Below are 24,350 nucleotides of genomic sequence, written 5' to 3' on the forward strand. Positions count from 1 at the left end.
TTTTTTCCCGATGAGTTAAAATAGCGCCTTATGGCGCTATTTTTGTTTTAAGGAGTGAATATGCCCTATCAGGTTGTGCTATTAGGGGTTGCCGGACTGATCCCTTTTTTATTTTTGCCTCTTGCAGTGGTCCTTAACCTGCTGCCGTTGCATGAAAGTGCCCGTTATTTCACCCAGTATTCTGCCGTTCTGCTTTCATTTTTTGGTGGTATTTACTGGTGGGATGCCCTGAATAAAAAAGCGTATGGTCCGCAACCTGTGATTGCCATGCTGCCGACGATTACTGGCTGGCTATGTCTCGTATTTGCAGGCAACCTGTCTACGCTGGGTGTGCTGTCGGTGGCTTATCTGGCAGTATTATTTTATGACAAGCAGGTACTCGCATTAGATAAATCAGCGATTGTCAGCTATATCACCTTGCGGATGGCTTTAACAACAGTAGTTGTGTTGTCACATGCCTGGTTGATTTTCCTGTTCTGAATCAGGTTATACAAACGAAAAAGCCTCGTTAAAACGAGGCTTTAGACATTTAAGGAATGACTATTATTCAGATCGAATAAGCGTAATTAATTCTTGTGTTTTTTCTTCCATCAACGGAATGTTACCGCGGGACTCAACGTTCAGGCGTATTACCGGCTCCGTATTCGATTTACGCAAATTAAAGCGCCACTCAGCAAATTCATAACCGATGCCGTCAGTATCGTCGATAACTTCAGCGTCTGCTTCATATTTTGCTTTAACCCGCGCCAGCGCAGCATCAGCATCTTTCAGCACGCTGTTAATTTCCCCTGAGGACGGAAAAGCTTCAATCCGTGCTGCCACCATATCAGCCAGCGATGTTTGCTTTGTGCAGAGCAGTTCTGCCACCAGCAACCAGGGGATCATACCTGAATCGCAATAAGCAAAGTCGCGGAAATAGTGGTGAGCACTCATTTCGCCGCCGTACACAGCGTCTTCTTTACGCATACGCTCTTTGATGAACGCATGACCGGTTTTGGATTTAACCGGCGTGCCGCCAGATGTTTTCACAATGTCTTCTGTGTTCCAGAATACGCGGGGATCGTAGATAATTTTGGCTTTATCTTCCTTGTCGATGAACGCCTGAGCAAGCAAACCTACAATATAATAGCCTTCAATAAACTCCCCTTTCGCATCAAACAGGAAACAGCGGTCAAAATCACCGTCCCAGGCGATGCCGAAATCAGCGTTATGGGCAATAACCGTTTTTGCAGTATCCGCACGGTTTTCAGGCAGCAGCGGATTGGGGATCCCGTTAGGGAATGTACCGTCAGGCTGATGGTGAACTTTGATGAACTCCACCGGCACGCCAGTTTCAGCAAATATCGCTTCAATGGCATCCAGCGCCTTACCGGCTGCACCATTACCCGCATTCGCGACAATTTTCAGAGGCGTCAGGTTAGCTGTATCAATGTACGAGACAACGTGGCGTGCATAATCTGTGAGGCAGTCTTTTTCTTCGTAGGCTCCGGAAGCCTTAAGCTTCGCAATATCAATATGACTGTGGCCGTTGAAGAACGCTTCAGCATCAATGCTGGCATCATTGCAATAAAATGCCAGACGGCTTGCAACCGCTTCGTCACCGTACGTCTCAGCAAGCGCTTTAATCGCATTTAACCCGGTATCACCACTGATAGGAACAGAACCGGCTTTAACCAGCTTCATACCGTTGTAGTTAATCGGGTTATGGCTGGCAGTTACTTCAATACCACCGTCAACACCCAGGTGCTTAGTGGCAAAATATATCTCTTCAGTGCCGGTATCACCTAAGTCATAAACCTTTGCACCGCCATCAATCAGGCCCGCTGACAAAGCCAGTTTCAATGGTGTAGAAGTAAGGCGCACATCACCACCAACAACTACAGTTTTCGCTTTCAGTTCTTCAGCAAAAGCGCGGCCTATACGGTAAGCCACTTCCTCGGAGAGCTGCTTGTTCAGCTCTCCGCGGATGTCATAGGCTTTAAAACAGGTAATTGGCTGACTCACGCTTTACCATCCTTTTTTTCTGTTCTGCCATAACGGTCAGAGAAACGGATGATATCATCTTCACCCAGGTAGCCACCGGATTGCACTTCAATCAGCTCCAGCGGGATCTTGCCCGGATTTTCCAGCGCATGAACTTCACCGATTGGAATATAGGTCGACTCGTTCTCTGTCACCAACTGCGTTTTTTCTCCGATGGTAACATTGGCTGTGCCGCTTACTACGATCCAGTGCTCAGCTCTGTGATGGTGCATTTGTACAGATAATTTTTCACCCGGTTTAACCGTAATACGCTTCACCTGGAAACGGGCACCGTTATCAATGGAATCGTAACTGCCCCAGGGTCTGAATACTTCACGGTGGAATTCGAATTCCGGGCGTTTTTCAGCTTTCAGACGGTTTACCACATTTTTGATGTTTTGCACTTTATCTTTGTGCGCAACCATGATGGCGTCTTTTGTTTCAACAACAACAACATCATCCAGTCCGATAACAGAAATCAAACGCTGTTCGGCATTAATATAACTGTTGTTAACGCCTTCAAGGATGGCATCACCAACTATAACATTGCCACGGGTGTCTTTCTCTGCGGTTTCCCATAAGGATGACCAGCTGCCAACATCAGACCAGCCAGCGTCGAGTGGCACCATTGCCGCACTGTCGGTTTTTTCCATCACCGCATAATCGATTGAATCGTCCGGGCAGGATGCAAATACATCTGCGTCAACGCGGATGAAGTCCAGATCAGCAGACTCAGTATCGATGGCATCACGGCAAACTGACAGAATGTCTGGATTGAATTTTTCTAACTCTTCCAGATAACGGCTTGCTTTAAACATGAACATGCCGCTGTTCCAGAAATACTTACCGGAAGACACATAACCTTCCGCAGTGGCAAGATCCGGCTTTTCTACGAATTCATCAACCACAAATCCGTTATCAATTCCGTCTCCGGCTTTGATGTAACCGTAACCGGTATGCGGCTGGTCCGGCACAATCCCAAAGGTTACCAGCTTACCTGTTCGTGCCAGGGTCTCCGCCTTTTCGATGGCAAGATGGAAAGCCGGCGTATCTTTAATCAGATGGTCAGCTGCCAGCACCAGTAGAATAGGATCTTCACCATTTTTGGTTGCATGCAACGCAGCCAGTGCAATCGCAGGGGCAGTGTTGCGCCCTACCGGCTCAAGCAAAATTCCGTCATGGGCAATGTTCTGTATGCGTAACTGTTCTGCAACCAGAAAACGATGGGCGTCATTACAAATAAAAATGGGGCTTTCGGAATCGGTCCCTTTCAGACGGGTAACCGTCTCCTGCAACATAGTTTGTTCTGACGTGAGCGCGAGAAACTGCTTTGGAAGTGCTGCGCGGGATTTGGGCCATAATCGACTCCCTGTCCCACCGGCTAAGATAACTGGTTTCATTGACTTTCCTGTTTTATAAGTACGGCTAATTCTTTTTCCTGCCTCACTGAATACTAAGCGAGTGGCTGCTTTGGTTCAATTGTTTGTCAGTGGAAAGTCGTCAAAACCATGCAATTTTAACAATTTCGACACAAACCAGCTTAAAAATGCCTGTTTAACCAGCAAAACGCCCGTTCTGATAGTCTTTAATGGCCTGATGAATTTCAGCTTCGGTGTTCATAACAAATGGTCCGTACTGCACCACAGGTTCCTGAATAGGCGCACCGCTGACAATAATGCATTTTGTGCCGGCCTGCATTGACATCGTTAATTCTGTTCCTTTACTGAGTACAGCCAACTTTCCATGACTTACCGGTTGTTCAGCAATTTGCAGGCCACCTTCGTAGCAGTAAACAAATGTATTGTGTTCATCCGCCAGCGGCAACGTCACTTCCTCTTCAGCAGCGCTTTGTACGTCAATAAACAGCGGATCGACAGAATGACTTTTAACCGGACCACTGACGCCATTAAATTCACCAGCCAGTATTTTCACCCTGATCTGTTGCCCTATAGCAACATCCGGCACGGCATCAGGATGGATATCTTCATATCCCGGCGCTGACATTTTTTCTTTTGCCGGTAAATTCACCCACAATTGAAAGCCTTGCAACAACCCCGATTCCTGTTCCGGCATTTCTTCATGAATGAGTCCCCTGCCCGCGTTCATCCACTGGATGCCACCTGCCTCGATGACACCTTCATTGCCTACGGAATCCCGGTGACGCATTTTACCTGCCAGCATATAAGTCACCGTTTGAAATCCCCTGTGGGGATGAGGAGGAAAACCGGCGATGTATTCACCCGGATTATCAGAACCGAAAAAATCCAGCATCAGAAAGGGATCAAGACGGGGAAGCGACGGCTGTCCTATTATGCGGGTCAGCGACACGCCCGCACCATCTTGTGTGGGTTTTCCCTGATGAAGTGACAATACAGTTTTAGTGCTCATTATTTGTTCTCTCTGGTATGGGGCACATCCAGTTGCTGTGCCGGACCCGCCGGCACAACCTGTGTCGGATTAATCATGGTATGACTGTAGTAGTAATGGCGTTTGATATGAGCAAAATCCACTGTGTCAGCCACACCGGGAAATTGATACAGCTCCCGCATATAATCGTACAAATTGGGATAATCAGTGACCCGTTTATGATTACATTTAAAATGACCGTGATAGACAGGATCAAAGCGGATAAGCGTGGTAAACAAACGCCAGTCTGCTTCAGTAAGTTTGTCACCGCACAAGTATCGTTGATGACTCAATCTGGATTCGACAGAGTTCATGGCGTTAACCAGGGCTTCAAATGCCTCTTCGTAAGCATTCTGGGTAGTAGCAAAACCACATTTATACACACCGTTGTTGATGTTGTGATAAACCAGTTCATTGATATTATCGATTTCTTCCCGTAACGCCGGAGGATAATAGTCCGTCGTATCACCGGTTATGTCATTGAATGCCGTATTGAACATTCTGATAATATCCGCCGATTCGTTACTGACAATAGATGCGGTTTTCTTATCCCAGAGCACAGGTACCGTAACCCGTGTTGTTACGCACGGCTCAGCTTTGGTGTATAGCTGATGCATGAAATCAAAATCATAAAGATCATCGCCACTGCTACCTGCGGATTTATCAAAGGTCCAGCCATTATCCAGCATATCCGGCGATACAACGGAAACACTGATGTGCGGTTCCAGTCCTTTAATTTTCCGGAAAATCAGGGTTCTGTGTGCCCACGGACAGGCAAGCGACACATAAAGGTGATATCGCCCGCTTTCAGGAGGGAATTTCGCGTTATCTGCATTCTCAACATGATGACGGAACACAGACTGTTCCCGTTTGAATTTCCCGCCGTTGCCGTCAGTATCGTACCATTTGTCCTGCCATTTACCGTCTACCAGTAGTCCCATGAAAAGCTCCTGTTAAATTGGATTTTGAAATTTAATCACACCTTTCGTTTAACGTATTTTGACAATTCAAGGATTGATTATCCGGATAATTAGAATAATCCCCGTCAAATCCGCACTGCGCACTGCATTAACAAGAAATTACCTGTAAAATACTGCCGGTCGCCTGAATTACCGTCAGCGACGCAGCTTTACATTAAATCAGCAGGAACTATGGGCGAAAAACAACGATTTGGCGGAATAAGCCGGCTGTACGGCGTTGATGGCACTGAAAAACTGGCAGCAGCCCACGTTTGTGTAACAGGTGTAGGGGGCGTTGGCGCGTGGAGTGCTGAAGCGCTGGCACGCAGCGGTGTGGGTACGATTACTCTGATTGACCTTGATGATGTGTGTACGACCAACATCAACCGTCAGATCCATGCGTTGGACAACACGGTAGGTCAGGCTAAAGTCGACGTGCTGGCTGAACGTATTAAGTTAATTAATCCGGCCTGCAGGGTAATTACGGTAGAAGACTTTGTGACACCTGAGAATGTCCGTGAAGTGTTGCATACTGATATGGACAGCGTGATTGAGGCCACCGACAGTGTGAAGGCCAAAGCGGCTATCATTGCCTGGTGCAAGCGTAACAAGCGTCATGTTGTAACCGTTGGCGGTGCCGGCGGTCAAATTGATCCCACGCAGATAACACGGGGCGACCTCGCCAGAACTATTCAGGATCCGCTGGCGGCAAAGGTTCGCAGTGAATTAAGACGCTTTTATAACTTCACGAAAAATCCGAAACGCCGGTTTGGCGTGGAGTGCATCTATTCGACGGAACAGTTACGCTACCCCCAACCGGACGGTTCAGTGTGTCACAGTAAATCTGCACTTGAAGGCGGTACGCGACTCGATTGCGCCGGCGGTTTTGGTGCAGTGGTAACGGTAACCGCAACATTTGGCATGTTTGCAGCGGCTAGTGTGATTAATAAAATCACGGCGAAATAGACACATCGGGCTACAACGCGCACAATAAAAGCAAAAGGAGAACACGATGCAACAAGCTGAACTCGAAAAATTAATGGAAGAATGCTCTGCCGACGCTGTCCGGGCGGCTCATGATGAATTCGCTATTGAACTGGATTACAGCCCTGAAAGCACAAAGAGCGTTGACGACATACTGCTATCTTTTCTGGACAAGTACCACGACAAAGCGCTGGAAGACTCCGCCGTCTTTACCATTTGTAACGTCTACGGTGCGTATCTTGGTGAGACCTACAGAAAGATTGCTGGCGGCGACTGGCGATATGACGATTCAAATCCCGAAGCGCCCTTTGTTGTACTGGACGCCGGAGAGTACTCTTACGCGTTTGCCGGTATTTGTTATGAGCGCCTGGTAAACGACAGCAATGTCAGTGTGGCGATGTATTTTGACCAGGCTTTGTCACGCCAGCGTCAGTAATTTTTTTATCTTCTGTGCCGCCACTGTCTCCGGTGGCCGGATCACGCCAGTCACTGACCATCAACCGTATATGCCGGCTGCGCATGACAGTGACGAATACCAGAACATTGACCAGAATAAAACAAGCCGGCGTCCAGTGGAAATCCCACTGGTCGTGCAGCACGGTCTGCATTTGTGCTGCGATACTGACGATATTTCCCGTCCAGATAAGCGGCATGATCCCCAGTCGCCAGCCGGTCAATTCCTTATTCCACAACCGCTCCCGGTTACCCATCAGCAAAATGACTGTTAAAAAAGGCCAGGTGGCAAGCAAGCGCCAGCCAAGTACTGTTTTATCAGGATAAAGTACGGAAAGTAATTCTGATGTCTGGCCAAACGTGACCAGAGAAAAGACTAATGCAATCCAGTCACTGCAAAGTATTAACAGCATCCAGTAAAGCCAGAGTGGCGGTTTGACGCGACCGGCTTCATCATAGCAATGTAACGGCAATAACATGAGGAGTGAACGCTTTCCTCCGGGTAACACCCGGACACACAGGATTATTCAGGTGCGGCAGTCTAACAGGTGAATGAAAAAAGAGGAAATCGCTGCCGGAACGAAGGCTAATCTTATTACTCTGCAATAAGCCTGATATAATGTGCCGATAATGTGTTAACAGTAGAAATTCATGTCCGTAGAGAAATACACCCCGAACGCGACCACCACACTCAGTACTCCGGTCAAAGTACTTGAGTCACAGCGTAGCGACAGCCCGGCATCCACCGTGGAAAATCCCATTGCGAAAATTGGTTTTGTCAGTTTAGGCTGCCCGAAAAACCTCGTGGATTCCGAAAGGATTCTCACCCAGCTTCGCACCGAAGGGTACGACGTTGTCCCTACTTACAACGATGCCGATCTCGTCATCGTCAACACCTGCGGTTTTATCGATTCTGCTGTGCAGGAATCATTAGATACGATTGGTGAAGCACTGACAGAAAACGGGAAAGTGATTGTGACCGGTTGTCTTGGGATCAAAGAAGATGAAATCCGCGAGGTGCATCCGAATGTGCTCGCTATCACCGGCCCCCATGCTTATGAAAGCGTGGTGGAACAGGTTCACAGTCATCTGCCGAAGCCGGTTCACAATCCGTTCGAGCACCTTGTACCGGATCATGGCATTAAACTGACTCCGAGACATTACGCCTATCTCAAAATCTCCGAGGGCTGTAACCACCGCTGTACATTCTGCATTATTCCATCTATGCGGGGAGACCTGGTCAGCCGTCCGGTGGGTGAAATACTTGATGAAGCAAAGCGCCTGAAATCAGCAGGTGTCAGCGAATTACTGGTCATTTCCCAGGACACCAGTGCATACGGTGTAGATGTAAAACACCGCACAGGTTTCTGGAACGGTATGCCGGTTAAGGCACATATGCAGCAGTTGTGTGAACAACTCGGTGAACTGGATATGTGGGTGCGTCTGCACTACGTTTATCCCTACCCTCATGTGGATGATCTTATTCCGCTGATGAATGAAGGTCGTATTCTGCCGTATCTTGATATCCCTTTTCAGCATGCCAGCAAACGTATCCTGCGTCTGATGAAGCGTCCCGGCAGTGCAGAACGCACCATCGAGCGGGTCAAAGCCTGGCGTGAAGCTTGTCCTGAGCTCATTATCCGCTCAACTTTTATTGTTGGATTCCCGGGAGAAACGGAAGAAGAATTTGAAGAATTGCTGACTTTCCTTCGCGAAGCACAGCTGGACCGCGTTGGCTGCTTTGCTTACAGTCCGGTTGAAGGCGCAAAGGCCAATGATTTGCCTGACCCGGTGCCGGAAGACGTTAAGCAGGACCGGCTTGCACGCTTTATGGCAGTACAAAGCGAAATCAGTGCACAACGCCTGAAGTCACGTATCGGTAAAGAATATCTGGTGGTCATTGACAGTGTTGACGCCGAAGGTGCCGTTGGCCGTACCTATGCCGATGCCCCGGAAGTCGACGGCGTCGTTCACCTCAATGGTGTGCACGATGTGAAACCGGGTGAACGTGTTTGGGCAGAAATCATTCATGCTGACGAGCACGATGTCTGGGGCGTTTTGAGCCCTGACGATGACGAAGAGCTGGAAACGGCCTGATCCACAGGCCGTCATAATCAGTCAGTGGCAACCGTAAACTGACTGACGATATGGCGGGTGTCTTTCGCACCTGCCTCACCTGCCCCGCCAATTAACCAGATGGCATCCTCAAAGCTCACCACGCCCAGCCCGTGTCGCGGCACTGGCATGACTGTGGCTTCAGACCAGCGCTTACGATTAATTTCGTATCGCCAGACCTTGTGGAATACACCACCTCCGGCATCGTCAAAATATTCGCCGCCAAAAACATAAATACTGCCGTGAAGCACCGCGCAACCAATCCCCGCTTCTGCTTCCGGCATAGGCTTTTCGGTTATCCAGATGTCTTTTGCTGCATCAAATACTTCATGCACAGCAGTGTTGCCATTGACCACTGTGCGGCCACCAATCACATGCCACTTATCGTCATACACCACACTGCATGCACTGTTGCGCGGGGTTGGAATGGGCGTTGCTGACTGCCACACCGACGTTTCCGGATCAAACACGCCGTGCCAGTCTGAGTCCATATGATGCTGCCAGTGATAGTTATCTTTTGTCGTGGTCCGTCCGCCGGCGAGGTGCACTTTTCCGTTTATGACGGCAGAAATGCTTTCAGACAATTTAACCGGCATGGGATTACGCTTTATCCAGCTGCCGTCGCTTTCATTAAATTCCCAAACCGCAGAGGAATTAATCCACTGCCCGTTTTCGTTTTCTGTGAAACCACCGAAGGACCATAATTTTTCACCCGCAGACACAAGCATAGCGTGATGCACAGCAACAGGAAAAGGCGGCAGTGTTTGCCAGTTTTTACTGCCCTGCTGAAAACGAAAAACCTGGTCTGATACCGTGAAATTCGGGGTTCCGGATGTCAGGCCACCAGCCACATAAATACTCTCTTTGTGTACTGCGGGGTAAATTTCCTGCACCGGTGCAGGCAATGAAGGGCCGTGTTGCCAGTGATAGTTACTGGCTGCGGCGGCATTGCCTGCGCAAAAAAGGAGTGCAACTGCTGCAGAGCGGCGAATCACCAAGGAAGTGACTCCCCGTTTGCATGAACAAAGCTACCGGTATTCTCCATTGAAAGACTATCAAGTTGCTTCAGCAAACCGGCTGCGGCTGTATCTGCATCAACATCACCGGCATTGTTTACCATTTCCGTCTGCACAAAGCCCGGATGCAGTAAAGCCACTGCGATGCCTCTGGTACGCAAATCGTTGGCCATGGATACACCGGCAGCGTTCAATGCTGCTTTTGACATCCGGTAACCGTAATATCCACCTGATGTGTTATCCGCCATAGAGCCCATCCGGCTGGTCACAAGACCGATTTTACCGCCTTCACCCATGGCCGGGAGCAGGATTTGCGATACCAGCAAAGGCCCGAGAGCATTAACTCTGAACTGATAATCAATAGTATGCGGTTCCTGTTCATCCAGCGTTTCCCTGGCCAGTACGCCGGCATTATTGATGAGAAGGTCAATGTGAATATCGCGCAGAGGTGCAAGTGCTGCCGGTAACGCATCCGGGTTAGAGACATCCACGCCGGTCAACACCGTTGCTCCGGAAGCATTCAGCGCGTCAGAACTGTTACGGCAGGCAACATAAACGTTATCTCCTCTGGCAAGACACGCTTTGGTCAGCGCCAGTCCAATCCCGCGGTTACCACCGGTAATTACCACATTCATAAATCATTCTCCGTCATTCAGCAGTGCCAGAAGTCGTGTCAGATCATGCGGTGTATCAATGCCCACAGGCGGTGGTTCGGATGCCACGTCAACATGGATTTTATCGCCGTACCACAATGCCCGTAACTGCTCCAGTGACTCTGTATGTTCCAGCGCACTAGGTGTGTAACTGACATACTGATTCACATAACCTGCACGGTAAGCATATAAACCAATATGGCGAAGATAAAGGGAGGGATCAGTTCTGCCCGGATCGGTCATCATGCTGCTACGCTCAAAAGGGATCGCCGAACGGGAAAAATAGAGCGCTTCACCTTTTGCGTTTCGTACAACTTTCACCATGTTCGGGTTAAGCACATCATCTGCGCTGTGCATTTCAGTGCCCAGTGTGGTCATGGCCACATCAGAGCGCTGTGACAGGTTTTCCACAACCTGACGGATGTTGGCAGCAGGTACGAAAGGCTCATCGCCCTGCACGTTTACGATAAGGGTATCATCAGCAAGGTTCTCTTTCTGAATGACTTCCGCAAGACGTTCAGTGCCGGATTCGTGTTTGTCCGACGTCATCACCACCCGTGCGAAGCCCTCCGCTACAGTCGCTATACGGCTATCGTCGGTAGCGACAATCACAGCCGATGCGCCCGCTTCTGCCGCCCTCTCGGTCACATGCTGAATCATTGGCTTTCCATTGATATCAGCAAGAGGTTTACCCGGAAACCGGGAAGAGCCGTATCTGGCAGGAATGATAACGGTAAAGTCCATCAGCGGGCCGCATCCATGTCGTCTACTGATAATTTTGTGGCGTTCACTTCCATTAACACGGGAATACCGTCTTTCACCGGATAGCTGAGGCGGTCAAAACGACACAACAAGGCCTGCTTATCCTGTGACAGGATCAATTTACCTTTGCATACAGGGCATGCAAGTACATCCAATAATTTAATGTCAAAGCTCATTGTTTATCCTTCTTCCGGCTTCAAACCGGGTATCCAGTAAGTCATAAAATTCTTCAGGTAATACGGCATCCACCGGCAAATACCAACAATCTTCATGGGCAAACGCTCTTGCTTTCACAGCGTCTTTCTCAGTCATGACCACCGTGCCCGGGGGAATATCTGCGGCGGAGAAATGATGATGATCGGGAAGCGGTTGTGTTGATGATAACGTCATTCCGTACATCTCTAACTGACGGAAGAAACGTTCAGGATGACCAATCCCCGCCAGGGCATGAATACCGGATTTTGCGCAAAAATCCTGAATACCCGTCTTGCGTCCGGGCTCCCGGACATTACAAAAGTAACGCCCCTCAAGAGTCAGATTAAATGCAGGCGGTAAAGTGATTTGTTGTGGCAAAGCCGTTAGATCAGCGTTGCCATTCAATATTATTCCGTCCACAGACGTCAGGCGCCATGGCTTCTCCCGCAGCGGGCCCATGGGCAGCAAATGACCGTTTCCGGTTCCCCGGCTGTCCATGACTACCAGCTCAAGATCCCGTTCCAACGCATAATGTTGCAGCCCGTCATCGCAGATAATGACATCACAGTGTAATTCTTCCGCCAGCATTTTAGCCCCGCGTGCACGTACCGGGTCTATAACAACCGGTACGCCGGTACGTCCGGCAATTAACGCAGGTTCATCACCGCAAACGGCAGCATCGTCACCGGGCATAACACGATACGGATGATGCTGCATCGTGCCGCCATAACCACGGCTGAGTACACCGGGTTTCAATCCTTTTCTTTTAAAATGTTCTGTGATGGCAAGCACCACCGGCGTTTTGCCATTTCCGCCAACCGAAATGTTGCCCACAACAATAACAAACGCACCGGGATGAGAACGCTTTTTTAAACCGGTCTTAAATAACCATCGCCGGCAGGCACTCACAAAGGCAAATAACAACGCCAGGGGCCACAACAGCCATACCCGCTTTGATTTCTGGTACCACAGCTTGTTGATATCCATGCTCAGTGAGTTTCACCAAACTGTAATGCATGCAACTGAGCATAATGGCCTTTTTTCGCCAGCAATTCGCTGTGACGTCCCTGCTCAAGGATACGCCCCTGATCGATGACGATGATCTGGTCTGCCTTTTCAATTGTTGACAGGCGGTGGGCCACCACCAGGGATGTACAGGACTTTTGCAGCTGTTCCAGTGCATCCTGAATCAGTTTTTCTGATTCCGTATCCAGCGCCGATGTAGCTTCATCTAAAATCAGTACCGGCGCTCTGGCGAGAATTGCACGGGCAATGGCAATACGCTGACGCTGACCACCCGAGAGCATCAGACCATTTTCACCGACGACAGTATCCAGGCCTTCGTCAAGCTGATCCACAAACTCGGTAACATGGGCCATCTTTGCCGCTTTTTCGATATCTTCCCGCGATACTTTATCCATTACGCCGTATGCAATGTTGTTGGCGATGGAATCATTGAACAAGGTGACATGCTGGGAAACAGTGGCAAACTGTTTGCGCAGCGAACGCAGCTCAATGTCATTAATGTTCATACCGTCCAACTGCACTTCCCCCTGCTGAGGCAGGTAAAAGCGGGTGAGAAGAGAAGAAATGGTAGATTTACCGCTGCCGGACTTACCGACCAGCGCAATGGTTTCCCCCGGTCTGGCTGAAAAACTGATGTCGGTCAGGGCCGGACGTTCTTTGCCGGGATAGGTGAAAGTCACATGATTAAACGCGATGTTACCTTGCGCACGTTCCAACTTTTTAGTGCCGGTATTCACTTCAATCTCTTCATCCAGTATTTCAAAAATACTGTTACAGGCTGCCATGCCGCGCTGGTATTCATTATTCACAGTGGTCAGTTGTTTAAGTGGCTTAAGCAACATCACCATGTAGAACACAACGCTGATAAACGTGCCTGCAGTCAGATTTGCCATAATACCCGGCAGACTTGCCATGAACAACACCACAGCCAGTGCGACGGAGGCAATGATCTGGATAGACGACACACTTAAAATTTGCGTCACCGCCAGCTTCATCGTTTGCTGACGGTTGTGGTTATTTTTCTGTGCAAAGCGGTTACGTTCGAAGTCCTGGCCCCCGAACATCAGGATAACTTTATGGCCTTTTACCGCCTGCTCAACCGACGCCGTCACACTTCCCATTGACTGTTGTATATTGCGGCTGACCTTCCTGAACCGTTTGCTGACCACTGCAACAATGATTGCCACCAGCGGGCCGATAATGAGAAAAATAAGAGACAACTGCCAGGACTGATACAGCATGACGACTAACAGACCAATAACCAGCGCCCCCTCACGAACAATGGTCAGCAGCGCCTTGCTGGCCGCACTAGCCACCTGTTCAGTGTCGTAGGTCACTTTACTGATGAGTGCCCCGACAGCCTGCTGATCATGAAATGAGACCGGTAAATGCATGTACTTTTCGAACAACTGCTGGCGCATGGTCATTACAACCTGTGAGCCAATCCAGCTGAGGGTGTAGGTACCCATAAAATTGAAAATACCGCGAAGGATAAACAGTGGTACGATGGCAATAGCCGCTATACGCAGAAAGTCGCTGTCACCGTTACCAAGGGAGTCATCTATCAGAGGTTTAAGATTGGATATTACGTAGGTATCCAGCGCGGAATACCCAATCATACCGATTACGGCCACGAAAAAAGCGAGTTTATAGTTTCGCAGATACGTAAAAAAGCGGCGCTGGTTACTGGCCGCCGGGTCGGAATTTTGCATTTATTTTCATCACTTATTCGAATAACCGGCCCATTGTAACTGGAATCGGCTAAATTCCCAATGCGCGGTGTTAATGCCGGCCTTTGTTATGGTCATTAACGCCTGTATTTTCAATGCTCAGGCAGAGATACCTGTGTCCGTAAGTCGTACCAGCGGCGGCTGATATCTCTGTTGTAGCGCTTCACGCCGATCCCCTCATCAGCCAGGGTGAATCGTATGTAGCCGTTCAGGGCAGTCAGCAGAATAACGGAACCGGCTTCCCGGTAACGTGATTCAACGACGTCTTCAGGTAATTTCCAGCGATGATAAAAGCCGGATGTAAATACGGTGAACGAAGGTGATACTGCTTTTATGAAAGCTTTTGATGATGAAGTGCTGCTGCCATGATGGGGGGCCAGTAATATGTCAGCGTTTAGGGCGGCATTGTTATACAAAAGTGCGTATTCGGCACTGCGGTTTATATCGCCCGGAAGCAACACTGAATAACCATTGCCGGATAACAGCAAAACACAGGATAACCGGTTGCTGTCTTCCGTGTTGCCGTTTTCCGGCCACATGGCACGAAACTGTAATCCCTGCCACCGCCATCGTTTTCCGCTCTGACAGCCATTTGTATTTGACAACAAACTCCGGTTGAGCTCCAGCGAATGATCAGCCCTGCGATCTAACCATGCAGGAACACCGCCGGCATGGTCATCATCGCCGTGAGAAACAATCAGTTGATCAACGTGATGAATACCGGCCGCCTTCAGCGCCGGCAGTACTGTACTTGTCAGTGCGTTGCCTGTTTCCCATGAGGGACCGGTATCAATGATGACTGCACGGTTTCCCCTGGAAACTGCCAGTGCCGTGCCCTGGCCCACATCAAGTATATGCAGTTGCCAGGCATCTGTACTGAACGGGAACCAGAAACTGATCGCCGGCACCGCCAGCATCATGGCACTGCGCTTCCGGTAGCGAAACACCGGCAATGCCAACAACAGCATCGACAGGAGCAGACAGAATGCAGCCTGACCGCTGACGCCTGTATTATCAAAGGCCGCCATATACGGGGAAATCACGCTGAGTTGCTGCGTCATCCATAGCAGGATGGTATCAGCCAAATCCAGCAACGTATTTGTGAGACCATCGTTATAGTTCAGTACCAGCCCTGCCAAACCGGCGGGCATCAGCAGTGTGATCACAGGAATTGCGATGAGATTAACGCCTGCCGTCAGCAAAGACACTGAACCGAAAAATATCAGCGTAAACGGCATCAACAATAATGAAATCAGACACTGGGCGCGAATAACAAACATGATGCGGTGAAAGTATGAATACGATGCAGGTTTCCACCGCCAGCCAATGAATATTAAAACACACACCGCACCGGCACTCAGATAAAAGCTGTTACTGAATACACTGAAGGGAGAAACCAGAATACACAGAAACACCATCACCAGCAGCCGGTGCCGCCAGCTCCAGCAGACTTTAAAAGTAAGCAGCAATGTGAACAATAAAATAAGCAGCCACGCGCGGGTTACCGGTACCTGCCAGTTGGCCAGCGCCGCATAGAGGGCTGTCATGAGGAGTGTTGCCACAGCAACTGTAAGCCGTATATTCATACCGTTGTGCCCGGCATTAATAAGACGGGCAAAACAACTGATCACAGCACTGCTCAGCAACGCAGACCATAAAGCCACCATACCTGCATGCAGACCCGAAATTGAAAACAGGTGGCCTGTTCCGGTTTTTTGAAGCAACTGCCAGTCTTTGTCTGTCAGCAAAGAACGGTCTCCAGTCATTAAAGCCACCATCCAGCGGGAATAACCTGCTTTCTGCAAACGTTGACTTGCACGGTAATGCAGACTTTCAGCCGGAGAAACAAGAGAACCGTTACCGAACGCTTTGACTGAACCCGTGGCAATCATTTTCATGCTGACCATTTTTGCCCGGCTGTCGCCGCCCGGGTTCATTAACGGCGAAGCCGGCTTCAGATTAACCGTTAACTTCACCTGTTGATGAATAGCCAGCTCCCCCATATTTTGCGGCAAGTGAACACCGATGACCGGACGGAAGAAATAATGCCTGTCATCCAGTGTCGAAAGAGCAACGTGCAACCACTGACCATTGTCATTTCTCTGCGTAAACGTTACCTGCCCCGTAACTATGACATCTTGTTGAATTTTGCCGGCAGGGAGTTGCCAAGTCAGGTAGCAATGCCCTACACTTGCCATCCAAATCAATCCGGACATTATCCCGCTGAGTAAATACGGCAGTACACTAAACTGTTTTTTACTGCGCACGTACCAGTTTGTAACACCACATAAACGACCCCCTGCTTTCAGGACGGTGCGGATGTGCATTTTGACATTGTGTGTGTGGATAATGGAGACGATACAGGCAAGAAGTACAATCCAGATTTTTCCCGGCAACACCGGCCAGAACCTCGCAGACAGCGAAGTCAGGCAGAATGCCAGCAGCCATAGCGCAGCGTGTTGATGCATGGATTGGTTACTTCGGATGAAATGAAATACGGTTTATGCCAAAAAAATTTATACGACGATTTTTACCAGACCATCAAACGATAAAGCACAATCGTGCGCTACGGATCTTCGGCACAGTTTTGCATGAGCCGAACCTGTGGCATCTGAACCGTCGTTCAGCAGCTAACGCGTTTGGTATAGGTTTGTTTTTCGCTTTCTGGCCTGTTCCGTTTCAAATGTGGTTATCTGCCGCCACTGCTATTCCATTCCGCGCCAATCTCCCCCTCTCTGTAGCAACTGTGTGGATCACGAACCCGTTTACCATGCCGCCAATTTTTTACGGTGCTTATAAGGTAGGAACAACGGTACTGGGCACAGAGCCCAGACACTTTGAATTACAGTTCAGCTGGAAATGGATAATTGAAAGTATCAGCACCATCGGCCCTGCCTTCCTTGTCGGCTGCGGGATCTGTTCCGTCATTTTTGGTTTACTGGGGTATTTCGGACTCAACTGGATATGGCGTTTTTCTGTGAGAAAATCATGGAGTGCACGTAAAGAAGCCCGCAAACAACGGGCTTCAAAAGCATAAATCGGAATTAACAGTCTTCACTGATCTTTTGGCAAAATATTTCAGCAAATCAGGTCCGCACAAAAAGTTTGCCGGTATCACAACACCGGCAAACTGATGGCAGATTTTAATTTATTCGCCGGAAAGATTATGTTCGCGAAGAAAACTGAGCAGCTTTTCTTCATCCCACACATCAACGCCTAAATCCTGCGCTTTGGTCAGTTTTGAGCCGGCTTTTTCTCCGGCTACGAGGAAGTGTGTTTTCGCTGACACTGAGCCGGCAACTTTCGCCCCCAGCTGCTGCAGCAATGCTTTTGCCTCATTACGTCCCATGGCCGTCATGGTACCGGTCAGTACGCAGGTCTGGCCCTCCAGAGGCAAGTCCCCGGCATCTGCAACCTGAATATCCGGCCAGTTCACACCTGCAGCAACAAGATCATCGATAATGGCACGGTTATGCTCTTCGTGCACAAAATGATAAATGTGTGTCGCCACCACTTCACCCACATCCGGCACTTCTTTAAGGGCTTCAATGTCTGCGGCAAACAACGCATCCAGATCTTTAAAGTGTGTGGCGAGATTCGACGCTGTCGCTTCGCCTACTTCCCTGATCCCCAGAGCATAAAGAAATCTGGGCAAGGTGGTGGTTTTAGCCTTTTCCAGTGAAGTAAGTAAATTCGAAGCCGACTTTTCTGCCATCCGTTCAAGACTGACCAAATCGCCTAACGACAAATGAAAGAATTCAGCAGGACTTTTCACCAGGCCGGCATCCACCAGTTGATCAACCAGCTTAACGCCCAGGCCGTCAATATCGAAGGCTTTGCGTGAAGCAAAATGTTTAAGTGCCTGTTTGCGTTGTGCAGCACATACCAGTCCTCCGGTACATCTTGCTACGGCTTCGCCCTCAGCTTTCTCAACATGAGAATCACACACGGGGCAATTGGCAGGGAATATAATATCCGTAGCATCCTCAGGCCGCTTTGCCTCAACCACAGAAACAACCTGTGGTATCACATCACCGGCTCTGCGGATAACCACAACATCACCCACTTTGACACCCAGACGCTGTATCTCATCCTGATTATGGAGCGTGGCGTTAGATACCGTAACACCGCCCACGAACACAGGTTCCAGTCGTGCCACAGGTGTTATGGCACCGGTGCGGCCAACCTGAAACTCCACATCCAGTAAGCGGGTCATCTCTTCCTGTGCAGGAAACTTCTGTGCGATTGCCCAGCGGGGAGCGCGGGCCACAAAACCCAGTGTTTGCTGCAGGTCTATACGGTCAACCTTGAATACCACACCATCAATGTCGTAAGGTAACTGCTCACGCTGCTCAAGAATACGCTGATAATAAGCCAGACAACCTTTCGCACCTTCAGCCACATCAACCTCAGGGCACAACGGCAGGCCCCAGCTACCCAGTGTTTTAAGCCGTGCACTGTGAGTATCTTCCAGTCCGAATTCCTGTGGTGAAACGACACCCAGTGAGTAGGCGTAAAACACCAGTGGCCGTTTTGCAGTAATACGGCTGTCCAGTTGCCTCAGACTGCCAGCAGCGGCGTTGCGGGGATTGGCAAAGACTTTATCGCCCTTTTCACGTTGCCGTTCATTAAGGGCATCAAAGCCGGCCTTTGGCATAAACACTTCACCACGCACTTCGATACGGGCGGGTAAATCGTTACCTTTAAGGCGAAGGGGCACATTGCCGATGGTCTTGACGTTTTGCGTGATATTTTCCCCTGTCTGCCCGTCACCCCGTGTTGCAGCCTGCACAAGCACACCGTCTTCATACAGAATACTGACAGCCAGACCGTCCAGTTTAGGCTCACAACTGAACATTAAAGTAGAATGGTCTTTCAGGCGGTCACCAATACGTTTTTCAAAGGCGTTCAGTGAAGCTTCATCGAAGGCATTGTCCAGCGATAACATAGGAACTTCGTGGGTAACCTGCTCAAAGGCGGCAAGAGGCGCACCACCTACTTTCTGTGACGGCGAATCCGCTGTCAGCAGATCAGGATGGGCGGCTTCCAGCGATTTTAACTCCTGCATGAGCCGGTCGTATTCAGCATCAGGTACAGAAGGAGCATCTTCCACATAGTACTGGGTATTATAACGGGTGATAGTGTCGCGCAGTGTCTCTATACGACTGGCAACGGAGGCTTTATCTGTTGACATAAAGTGTCTCTTGCAAAGCGCTGCTACAGCAGGGTAACAGCGCTGATGGATCAGTGGCGGGTAATCATTCGCTTGCGTTCAAATTCGCGGATTTTTTCCATGTATTGCTGCAATCCCTGTTTGGTCAGTACACTGCGGCGACCGTCCAGAATTTGCGCATTGAATTCGTCAGCAATTTTCCGGGCTGCATTATGCATCATGTTAAATACCTGATGGGCATCAACCCCGTCGATGGGCAGGATCATGAATAATGACACACCCTGAGTGGTAAAGTTCTCCAGGTTATCAATATCGAAAACCCCCGGCTTGAACATATTGGCCAGACTGAAGAGTACAGGTCCCTTACCATTTGAATTCACATGGCGGTGGAAAATATCCTGATCACCGAACTTAAACCCTAATGTGAGTAATAAAGGCAATAATGCGGCACCTGAAATGGGTGTGTCGTCCTGAGCCCGCACGTTAACAACGAGCACCTCCTGCTCCACATCCTCTGAAGGAGCAGCGCCGGACTCTGCAGCTGGCTGGCTCTGACTGTCGTCGAAATCAATTCTCATCTGATCATCAGCGAAATTCGGTTCCTGACGACGACGCAGCAAGCCCCGTTTCTTAGCAACTTTCTTACTGTCAGTATCGATGTCATGGTCTGAGCTCTGTTCGTCAGACACATTGCCTTTAACTGCCGGCTCAGCTTGCTGGGCATCCAGCGTAAAATCATCAGCCTGCGGTTCATCTGCGACGGCTTTTTGCTCTTTACGGATAAGAAACTCAGGCGGATCCGGGATGGGATCGTCATCTGCCTGCTCCGGCGGAACATGCCGGCTACCCTGCATATGAGGTTTGGGGTTGGTCACCACTGAACCATACAGCTTGGTTGCCTGCGCCTGAGGCTCCGGCTTCGAAACCGTCTTTACGGCCGCATCTTCATTAACGGGACGGGAGACTGACGGCTCAGATTCTTCATCGTCGCAGGTGTCTGCTACAGGTTTAGCAGAAGAAACCACTCTTACCGCTCCCAGGCCTAAATCATCATAACCTTTATGATCGTCGCCCTGCTCTGCAGACCAGTCGTCCTGTTCTTCTGAATTGTCATCCTGCCACTGGCCGGGTTCAATACGCTCTTTCTTTGTCGCATTGTTATTTTTTCTGATCTTCCAGATACCATGGGCGAGCACGCCAATAATAAAACAGGTACCCAGGATAAGGAGTGATAAACGTAGTTCATCCATTTAATTCGTTCGCCCTTTGTTATGCTTCGACGAAGGCCATGGCTTCATCAACATCTACGGCAACCATGCGGGAAACCCCTGGCTCTGCCATAGTGACACCTGTGAGGTGCGTTGCCATTTCCATCGCAATCTTATTGTGGGTGATATAGATAAATTGCACCGACTTTGACATTTCTGATACCAGTTTACAGAAACGCCCCACGTTGGCATCGTCCAGCGGCGCATCCACTTCGTCAAGTAAACAGAAGGGCGCCGGATTCAACCGGAAAATTGCAAACACCAATGATAAAGCGGTTAACGCTTTTTCTCCACCGCTTAAAAGGTGAATTGTACTATTTTTCTTACCGGGCGGCCGGGCCATAATTGTCACACCGGTCTCAAGCAGATCATCATCCGTCAATGCCAGATAGGCAGAGCCGCCGCCAAATACTTTGGGAAAGAGTTGTTTCAGATCCTCATTTACCTGTTCAAAGGTTGCTGAAAAACGGGTTTTGGTTTCTTTGTCTATTTTACGGATAGCACTTTGCAGCGTATCCAGCGCAGATACCAGGTCATCAAACTGCGTATCGAGATGCTGCTTTCGTTCCGCCTGCGTCTCATATTCTTCCACGGCCGCCAGATTCACCGCCCCCAGACGGGAAACCGCTGCGGTGGTTTTTTCCAGTTCCTGCTGCCAGCTCTTTTCATCAGCAGTGTCATCCAGTTCCGGTAAAATTTCTTTCAGAGACTGGCCGGTTTCCTGCAATAATTCGAGTACCGACATGGCCCTTACACGGGCGCCTTCGATATCAATTTTTAACCCGTCTATAACAGTGTTCCGTTGCTGAATTTTCACAGCAACGCCATGATGCCCTTGCTGCGCTTCCCTCAGCAGGGTTTCCACATCGCTTAACGCATTCTGCTTTTCTATGCGCAACGCTTCCTGCACTTCCCGGTCTTCGAGTAATTGCGCAAGTTGTGCTTCATGCATCGCCATAGGCTGACTAAGCGACTGTTTTTCCTTTGTTAACGCGTCTTCACGTTGACGGTATTCAGCCAGCTGCGTTTGGTTACGCGTTACCTGTTCGCGGTATAATTGCTGCTGATTTCGCTGCTGCTGTACAGACAGTTCAAGCTGATGTTTACGGGATTTCTGCTGCTCTGCAGACTGCCTCGCATCCTGCTGTTCGTGTTCGAATCCTTCCCGTTCTGACGACGCATTCTGCTCCTCTTCTTCCGCATCCATCAGCTGCATTTCCAGCACTTCGAGCTGAGCCGTCAATGTATCAAGTTGCTCATCATCTCCGGCCAGAGTCTGCTGTTGACGGGTGAGTTCATCGCGGATTTTTTGCTGCCGTAAGGCTAACTGGGCAACTTCTTGCTTCAGCATGGCTACCTGGTGCGCAGCCTGCTGTTGTTGCTGAGCAGAGCGCACCTGTGCCTGCCTGGTGATTTCGAGATGATCTTCCGCCCGTATTTTTTCTTCTGCGGCACTGTCTGCCTGAAACTGAAGTTCTGCAAGCTGTTCACTCAGGCTGTCAATTTCGCTCTGCAATTTCGCCATTTGCCCATGACGTTGCAGTGCGCCTGCACTGTCTTCCTGTACGGTCCCTCTTAACAACCAGTCTGCAGATAACCATTCTCCGGTTTCAGTGACTACCGATTCACCGGCAGCCAGAGCCGGCAATAACGTCCGTGCTGCCGCCAAATCAGCGACAAGGCGGATACGGTAAAACAATGACGGGGTATAGCCGTCATTCAAACATGACGCCAGTGTGCCCTCTGCAGGTGGTCTGTCTGTATGAAGTGGCAGGATCCTGTGCCCCCGGGGAAAATGTTCTGCTGAGGCGATGAGGGTTTCTACTGGATACTCTGCTGCCACCAGCGGGTCGTTTAACCACACAGTGACTTTTTCAATCAGCGCCTCAAACCCCGGCTTTACGCTGATACTTTTCCACAGTAATGCAACACCCTCAGGGAGTTCGCCTGCTTCAGCTTCCGCCAGTTCCTGCAACGCTTCAAGGGCTGCAAAACGTGAAGCCGCCTGGTCCAGTTCCCGCTGACAACCTGCCTGAGCAGCGGTTGCCGTCTGATATTGTTCTGATGCGGCATTAAGCGCATCTTTACTGATAATCACTTCATCTTCAGCAATAGCGGATTTTTCTGCGGCCAGTTCCTGCTCAGCCTGCGCTTCTTCGAGACGCTGACTCAACGTGTCATCATCCAGTGCCGCCAGCTCATCATTCAATTCACCGATGCGCTGTGTCGTGCGCAGTTGCATACTGGTCACCGACTGGATCTGGCTGTGTAAACCCTGCACCTTTTGCTTAAGTGAATGATAGTGTTGTTCCTGTTCACGGCGCTTGCGGTTGTACTCCCTTAACGCAGATTCCGCAGATTCAGCCCGCTCTTCAGCCTGGAAGATCGTTTCTTCTAACATCAGCAGTTCAGGCTCAGACTGTTCAAGAGACATATCTGCCTTCTCAAGTGCCTGCTCAGCTTCCTGAAGCGACGCCACTAACAGTTCACGGCGCTGATGAAGCTCTTCCAGTTCAGCTGAAATCTGATTGTCACGCTGCTGACTGTGAAGGGTGTTCTGTTCAATGCGGGTAATTTGCGTGGAAATGGTGAACACAGCCTGCTGCACGTCATCCAGTGCCGTCTTAATGTCTTCCGACTGCGTGCGGTATTTCTCGATACCGGCCTCATCTCCACGCTGCTGTGCAATCAGTGCATCCAGCTCATTTTGTTCTTTTGCCAGTTCACCTTCGATCTTTTCAATATGCTGCGTGTGTTTAAGCCAGCGGATGGCAGACAGCTCACCTTTCAATTTCCGTTCACTGGCCTTCAGGGCCTTATAGCGTTGAGCGGCAGCCGCCTGACGTTGCAACTTTTCCAGTTGCCGGCCAAGTTCACCCCGCACGTCTTCCAGACGCTCAAGATTGTCCTGTGTGTGCCGGATGCGGTTTTCAGTCTCCCTGCGGCGCTCTTTGTATTTTGAAATGCTGGCAGCTTCTTCAATAAATACCCGCAACTCCTGCGGCTTTGACTCAATCAAACGGGAAATCATGCCCTGTTCGATAATGGCATAACTGCGGGGGCCGAGACCGGTTCCCAGAAACAAATCGGTTACATCCCGGCGGCGGCAACGGGTGCCGTTAAGAAAATACAGAGACTGGGCATCGCGGGTTACCAGCCGTTTCACGGCCAGTTCATTATACTGAGCGAATTCACCACCAATTCGACCGCTGCTGTTATCGAAAACCAGTTCAACTGAACACTGACCGACAGGTTTTCGCGCTGAGGAGCCGTTGAATATGACATCCGTCATGGCGTCGCCACGGAGATTTTTTGCTGAACTTTCCCCCAGCACCCAGCGTACCGCATCAATCACGTTGGATTTACCGCAGCCGTTCGGCCCGACTATCGCTGTCATATCGCCGGGAAAAGGAATGGTGGTAGGATCGACAAAAGACTTAAACCCGGCCAGCTTAATTTTTTTCAGGCGCACAAAAACCTCTCAGGAAAACGGAGATTCAAGTTGCCATCAGCCAAGCTGAAGAATGCCTGAAATTGCAGCATAAATAACGGGTTACCGGTGATCAGCGCATAGGAAAATTATTCTTA

At 49.7% G+C, this 24,350-nt stretch carries 20 protein-coding genes; 5 read left to right on the forward strand and 15 right to left on the reverse strand.

Going from position 1 to position 24,350, the window contains the following annotated elements; translation table 11 throughout:
• The first annotated feature begins 60 nt into the window (after nucleotides 1–60).
• A complete protein-coding gene (locus tag ACXAG2_RS13390) occupies nucleotides 61–480 on the forward strand; it encodes a DUF3429 domain-containing protein (RefSeq protein ID WP_474867754.1) in 420 nt (139 codons plus the stop codon).
• Between the two features lie 63 nt (nucleotides 481–543).
• Here the strand turns inward: ACXAG2_RS13390 and ACXAG2_RS13395 are convergent, their stop codons facing one another.
• The 4 genes from ACXAG2_RS13395 to ACXAG2_RS13410 all read right to left on the reverse strand — a co-directional run bounded on the left by ACXAG2_RS13395 (nucleotide 544) and on the right by ACXAG2_RS13410 (nucleotide 5,369).
• Nucleotides 544–2,004, reverse strand: a complete 1,461-nt coding sequence (locus ACXAG2_RS13395) for a phosphohexomutase domain-containing protein (protein ID WP_474867756.1) — start codon at nucleotides 2,002–2,004, stop codon at nucleotides 544–546.
• The gene (locus ACXAG2_RS13400) at nucleotides 2,001–3,422 is read right to left on the reverse strand and encodes a mannose-1-phosphate guanylyltransferase/mannose-6-phosphate isomerase (RefSeq protein ID WP_474867758.1); all 1,422 of its coding nucleotides are present in this window, start codon (nucleotides 3,420–3,422) and stop codon (nucleotides 2,001–2,003) included. Before ACXAG2_RS13400 ends, ACXAG2_RS13395 begins: the two co-directional genes overlap by 4 nt.
• Nucleotides 3,423–3,576: 154 nt before the next feature.
• A complete protein-coding gene (locus ACXAG2_RS13405) occupies nucleotides 3,577–4,410 on the reverse strand; it encodes a pirin family protein (RefSeq protein ID WP_474867761.1) in 834 nt (277 codons plus the stop codon).
• The gene (locus ACXAG2_RS13410; protein ID WP_474867764.1) at nucleotides 4,410–5,369 is read right to left on the reverse strand and encodes a glutathione S-transferase family protein; all 960 of its coding nucleotides are present in this window, start codon (nucleotides 5,367–5,369) and stop codon (nucleotides 4,410–4,412) included. Before ACXAG2_RS13410 ends, ACXAG2_RS13405 begins: the two co-directional genes overlap by 1 nt.
• Before the next feature lie 210 nt (nucleotides 5,370–5,579).
• Here ACXAG2_RS13410 and tcdA point away from each other — a divergent pair, with 210 nt between their 5' ends.
• Entirely contained in the window at nucleotides 5,580–6,353 is a 774-nt protein-coding gene (gene tcdA, locus ACXAG2_RS13415; RefSeq protein ID WP_474867767.1) for a tRNA cyclic N6-threonylcarbamoyladenosine(37) synthase TcdA, read from the forward strand.
• A 46-nt stretch (nucleotides 6,354–6,399) separates the two neighbouring features.
• The gene (locus ACXAG2_RS13420; protein WP_349586040.1) at nucleotides 6,400–6,807 is read left to right on the forward strand and encodes a hypothetical protein; all 408 of its coding nucleotides are present in this window, start codon (nucleotides 6,400–6,402) and stop codon (nucleotides 6,805–6,807) included.
• Here ACXAG2_RS13420 and ACXAG2_RS13425 read toward each other — a convergent pair.
• A complete protein-coding gene (locus ACXAG2_RS13425; protein WP_474845834.1) occupies nucleotides 6,758–7,303 on the reverse strand; it encodes a DUF2919 family protein in 546 nt (181 codons plus the stop codon). The genes ACXAG2_RS13420 and ACXAG2_RS13425 overlap by 50 nt on opposite strands.
• Before the next feature lie 172 nt (nucleotides 7,304–7,475).
• Between ACXAG2_RS13425 and rimO the strand changes: the two genes are divergently transcribed.
• Complete coding sequence (gene rimO, locus ACXAG2_RS13430) at nucleotides 7,476–8,921, forward strand: 30S ribosomal protein S12 methylthiotransferase RimO (RefSeq protein ID WP_474867769.1); 1,446 nt, start codon at nucleotides 7,476–7,478, stop codon at nucleotides 8,919–8,921.
• Between the two features lie 17 nt (nucleotides 8,922–8,938).
• Here rimO and ACXAG2_RS13435 read toward each other — a convergent pair whose 3' ends face one another.
• The 7 genes from ACXAG2_RS13435 to ACXAG2_RS13465 all read right to left on the reverse strand — a co-directional run bounded on the left by ACXAG2_RS13435 (nucleotide 8,939) and on the right by ACXAG2_RS13465 (nucleotide 16,789).
• Nucleotides 8,939–9,934, reverse strand: a complete 996-nt coding sequence (locus ACXAG2_RS13435; RefSeq protein WP_474867907.1) for a Kelch repeat-containing protein — start codon at nucleotides 9,932–9,934, stop codon at nucleotides 8,939–8,941.
• Nucleotides 9,931–10,590, reverse strand: coding sequence for an SDR family oxidoreductase (locus ACXAG2_RS13440; protein ID WP_474867772.1), 660 nt, complete (start codon nucleotides 10,588–10,590; stop codon nucleotides 9,931–9,933). Before ACXAG2_RS13440 ends, ACXAG2_RS13435 begins: the two co-directional genes overlap by 4 nt.
• A 3-nt stretch (nucleotides 10,591–10,593) precedes the next feature.
• Entirely contained in the window at nucleotides 10,594–11,352 is a 759-nt protein-coding gene (gene kdsB, locus ACXAG2_RS13445) for a 3-deoxy-manno-octulosonate cytidylyltransferase (protein ID WP_474867775.1), read from the reverse strand.
• Nucleotides 11,352–11,546, reverse strand: a complete 195-nt coding sequence (locus tag ACXAG2_RS13450; RefSeq protein WP_119501239.1) for a Trm112 family protein — start codon at nucleotides 11,544–11,546, stop codon at nucleotides 11,352–11,354. The genes kdsB and ACXAG2_RS13450 overlap by 1 nt, the downstream gene beginning before the upstream one ends.
• A complete protein-coding gene (gene lpxK / locus ACXAG2_RS13455) occupies nucleotides 11,536–12,552 on the reverse strand; it encodes a tetraacyldisaccharide 4'-kinase (protein WP_474867778.1) in 1,017 nt (338 codons plus the stop codon). The genes ACXAG2_RS13450 and lpxK overlap by 11 nt, the downstream gene beginning before the upstream one ends.
• Before the next feature lie 2 nt (nucleotides 12,553–12,554).
• Nucleotides 12,555–14,303, reverse strand: a complete 1,749-nt coding sequence (msbA, locus tag ACXAG2_RS13460; RefSeq protein ID WP_474867780.1) for a lipid A export permease/ATP-binding protein MsbA — start codon at nucleotides 14,301–14,303, stop codon at nucleotides 12,555–12,557.
• Nucleotides 14,304–14,413: 110 nt separating this feature from the next.
• Nucleotides 14,414–16,789 carry a DNA internalization-related competence protein ComEC/Rec2 gene (locus ACXAG2_RS13465; RefSeq protein ID WP_474867782.1) on the reverse strand — a complete coding sequence of 792 codons (2,376 nt, stop codon included), beginning with the start codon at nucleotides 16,787–16,789 and terminating at the stop codon, nucleotides 14,414–14,416.
• A gap of 35 nt (nucleotides 16,790–16,824) precedes the next feature.
• Here ACXAG2_RS13465 and ACXAG2_RS13470 point away from each other — a divergent pair, with 35 nt between their 5' ends.
• Nucleotides 16,825–17,358, forward strand: coding sequence for a DUF2062 domain-containing protein (locus ACXAG2_RS13470; RefSeq protein WP_474867784.1), 534 nt, complete (start codon nucleotides 16,825–16,827; stop codon nucleotides 17,356–17,358).
• A gap of 111 nt (nucleotides 17,359–17,469) precedes the next feature.
• On the opposite strand, the gene ligA is transcribed toward ACXAG2_RS13470, so the two are convergent.
• The 3 genes from ligA to smc are packed head-to-tail and all read right to left on the reverse strand — an operon-like array spanning nucleotide 17,470 to nucleotide 24,234.
• The gene (ligA, locus tag ACXAG2_RS13475) at nucleotides 17,470–19,515 is read right to left on the reverse strand and encodes an NAD-dependent DNA ligase LigA (protein WP_474867787.1); all 2,046 of its coding nucleotides are present in this window, start codon (nucleotides 19,513–19,515) and stop codon (nucleotides 17,470–17,472) included.
• Between the two features lie 50 nt (nucleotides 19,516–19,565).
• Entirely contained in the window at nucleotides 19,566–20,744 is a 1,179-nt protein-coding gene (gene zipA, locus ACXAG2_RS13480; protein ID WP_474867790.1) for a cell division protein ZipA, read from the reverse strand.
• Between the two features lie 19 nt (nucleotides 20,745–20,763).
• Nucleotides 20,764–24,234: a chromosome segregation protein SMC gene (gene smc / locus ACXAG2_RS13485; protein WP_474867793.1), complete on the reverse strand. Its 3,471-nt coding sequence runs from the start codon at nucleotides 24,232–24,234 to the stop codon at nucleotides 20,764–20,766.
• Between the last annotated feature and the right edge of the window lie 116 nt (nucleotides 24,235–24,350).

The organism is Alteromonas sp. ABH4_456 (assembly GCF_056160645.1).

Coding starts and splice junctions, on each gene's coding strand:
- ACXAG2_RS13390 (WP_474867754.1), top strand. CDS start 61: ATGCCCTATCAGGTTGTGCTATTAGGGGTTGCCGGACTGATCCCTTTT.
- ACXAG2_RS13400 (WP_474867758.1), bottom strand. CDS start 3,422: ATGAAACCAGTTATCTTAGCCGGTGGGACAGGGAGTCGATTATGGCCC.
- ACXAG2_RS13405 (WP_474867761.1), bottom strand. CDS start 4,410: ATGAGCACTAAAACTGTATTGTCACTTCATCAGGGAAAACCCACACAA.
- ACXAG2_RS13410 (WP_474867764.1), bottom strand. CDS start 5,369: ATGGGACTACTGGTAGACGGTAAATGGCAGGACAAATGGTACGATACT.
- tcdA (WP_474867767.1), top strand. CDS start 5,580: ATGGGCGAAAAACAACGATTTGGCGGAATAAGCCGGCTGTACGGCGTT.
- ACXAG2_RS13420 (WP_349586040.1), top strand. CDS start 6,400: ATGCAACAAGCTGAACTCGAAAAATTAATGGAAGAATGCTCTGCCGAC.
- ACXAG2_RS13425 (WP_474845834.1), bottom strand. CDS start 7,303: ATGTTATTGCCGTTACATTGCTATGATGAAGCCGGTCGCGTCAAACCG.
- rimO (WP_474867769.1), top strand. CDS start 7,476: ATGTCCGTAGAGAAATACACCCCGAACGCGACCACCACACTCAGTACT.
- ACXAG2_RS13440 (WP_474867772.1), bottom strand. CDS start 10,590: ATGAATGTGGTAATTACCGGTGGTAACCGCGGGATTGGACTGGCGCTG.
- kdsB (WP_474867775.1), bottom strand. CDS start 11,352: ATGGACTTTACCGTTATCATTCCTGCCAGATACGGCTCTTCCCGGTTT.
- ACXAG2_RS13450 (WP_119501239.1), bottom strand. CDS start 11,546: ATGAGCTTTGACATTAAATTATTGGATGTACTTGCATGCCCTGTATGC.
- lpxK (WP_474867778.1), bottom strand. CDS start 12,552: ATGGATATCAACAAGCTGTGGTACCAGAAATCAAAGCGGGTATGGCTG.
- msbA (WP_474867780.1), bottom strand. CDS start 14,303: ATGCAAAATTCCGACCCGGCGGCCAGTAACCAGCGCCGCTTTTTTACG.
- ACXAG2_RS13465 (WP_474867782.1), bottom strand. CDS start 16,789: ATGCATCAACACGCTGCGCTATGGCTGCTGGCATTCTGCCTGACTTCG.
- ACXAG2_RS13470 (WP_474867784.1), top strand. CDS start 16,825: ATGCCAAAAAAATTTATACGACGATTTTTACCAGACCATCAAACGATA.
- ligA (WP_474867787.1), bottom strand. CDS start 19,515: ATGTCAACAGATAAAGCCTCCGTTGCCAGTCGTATAGAGACACTGCGC.
- zipA (WP_474867790.1), bottom strand. CDS start 20,744: ATGGATGAACTACGTTTATCACTCCTTATCCTGGGTACCTGTTTTATT.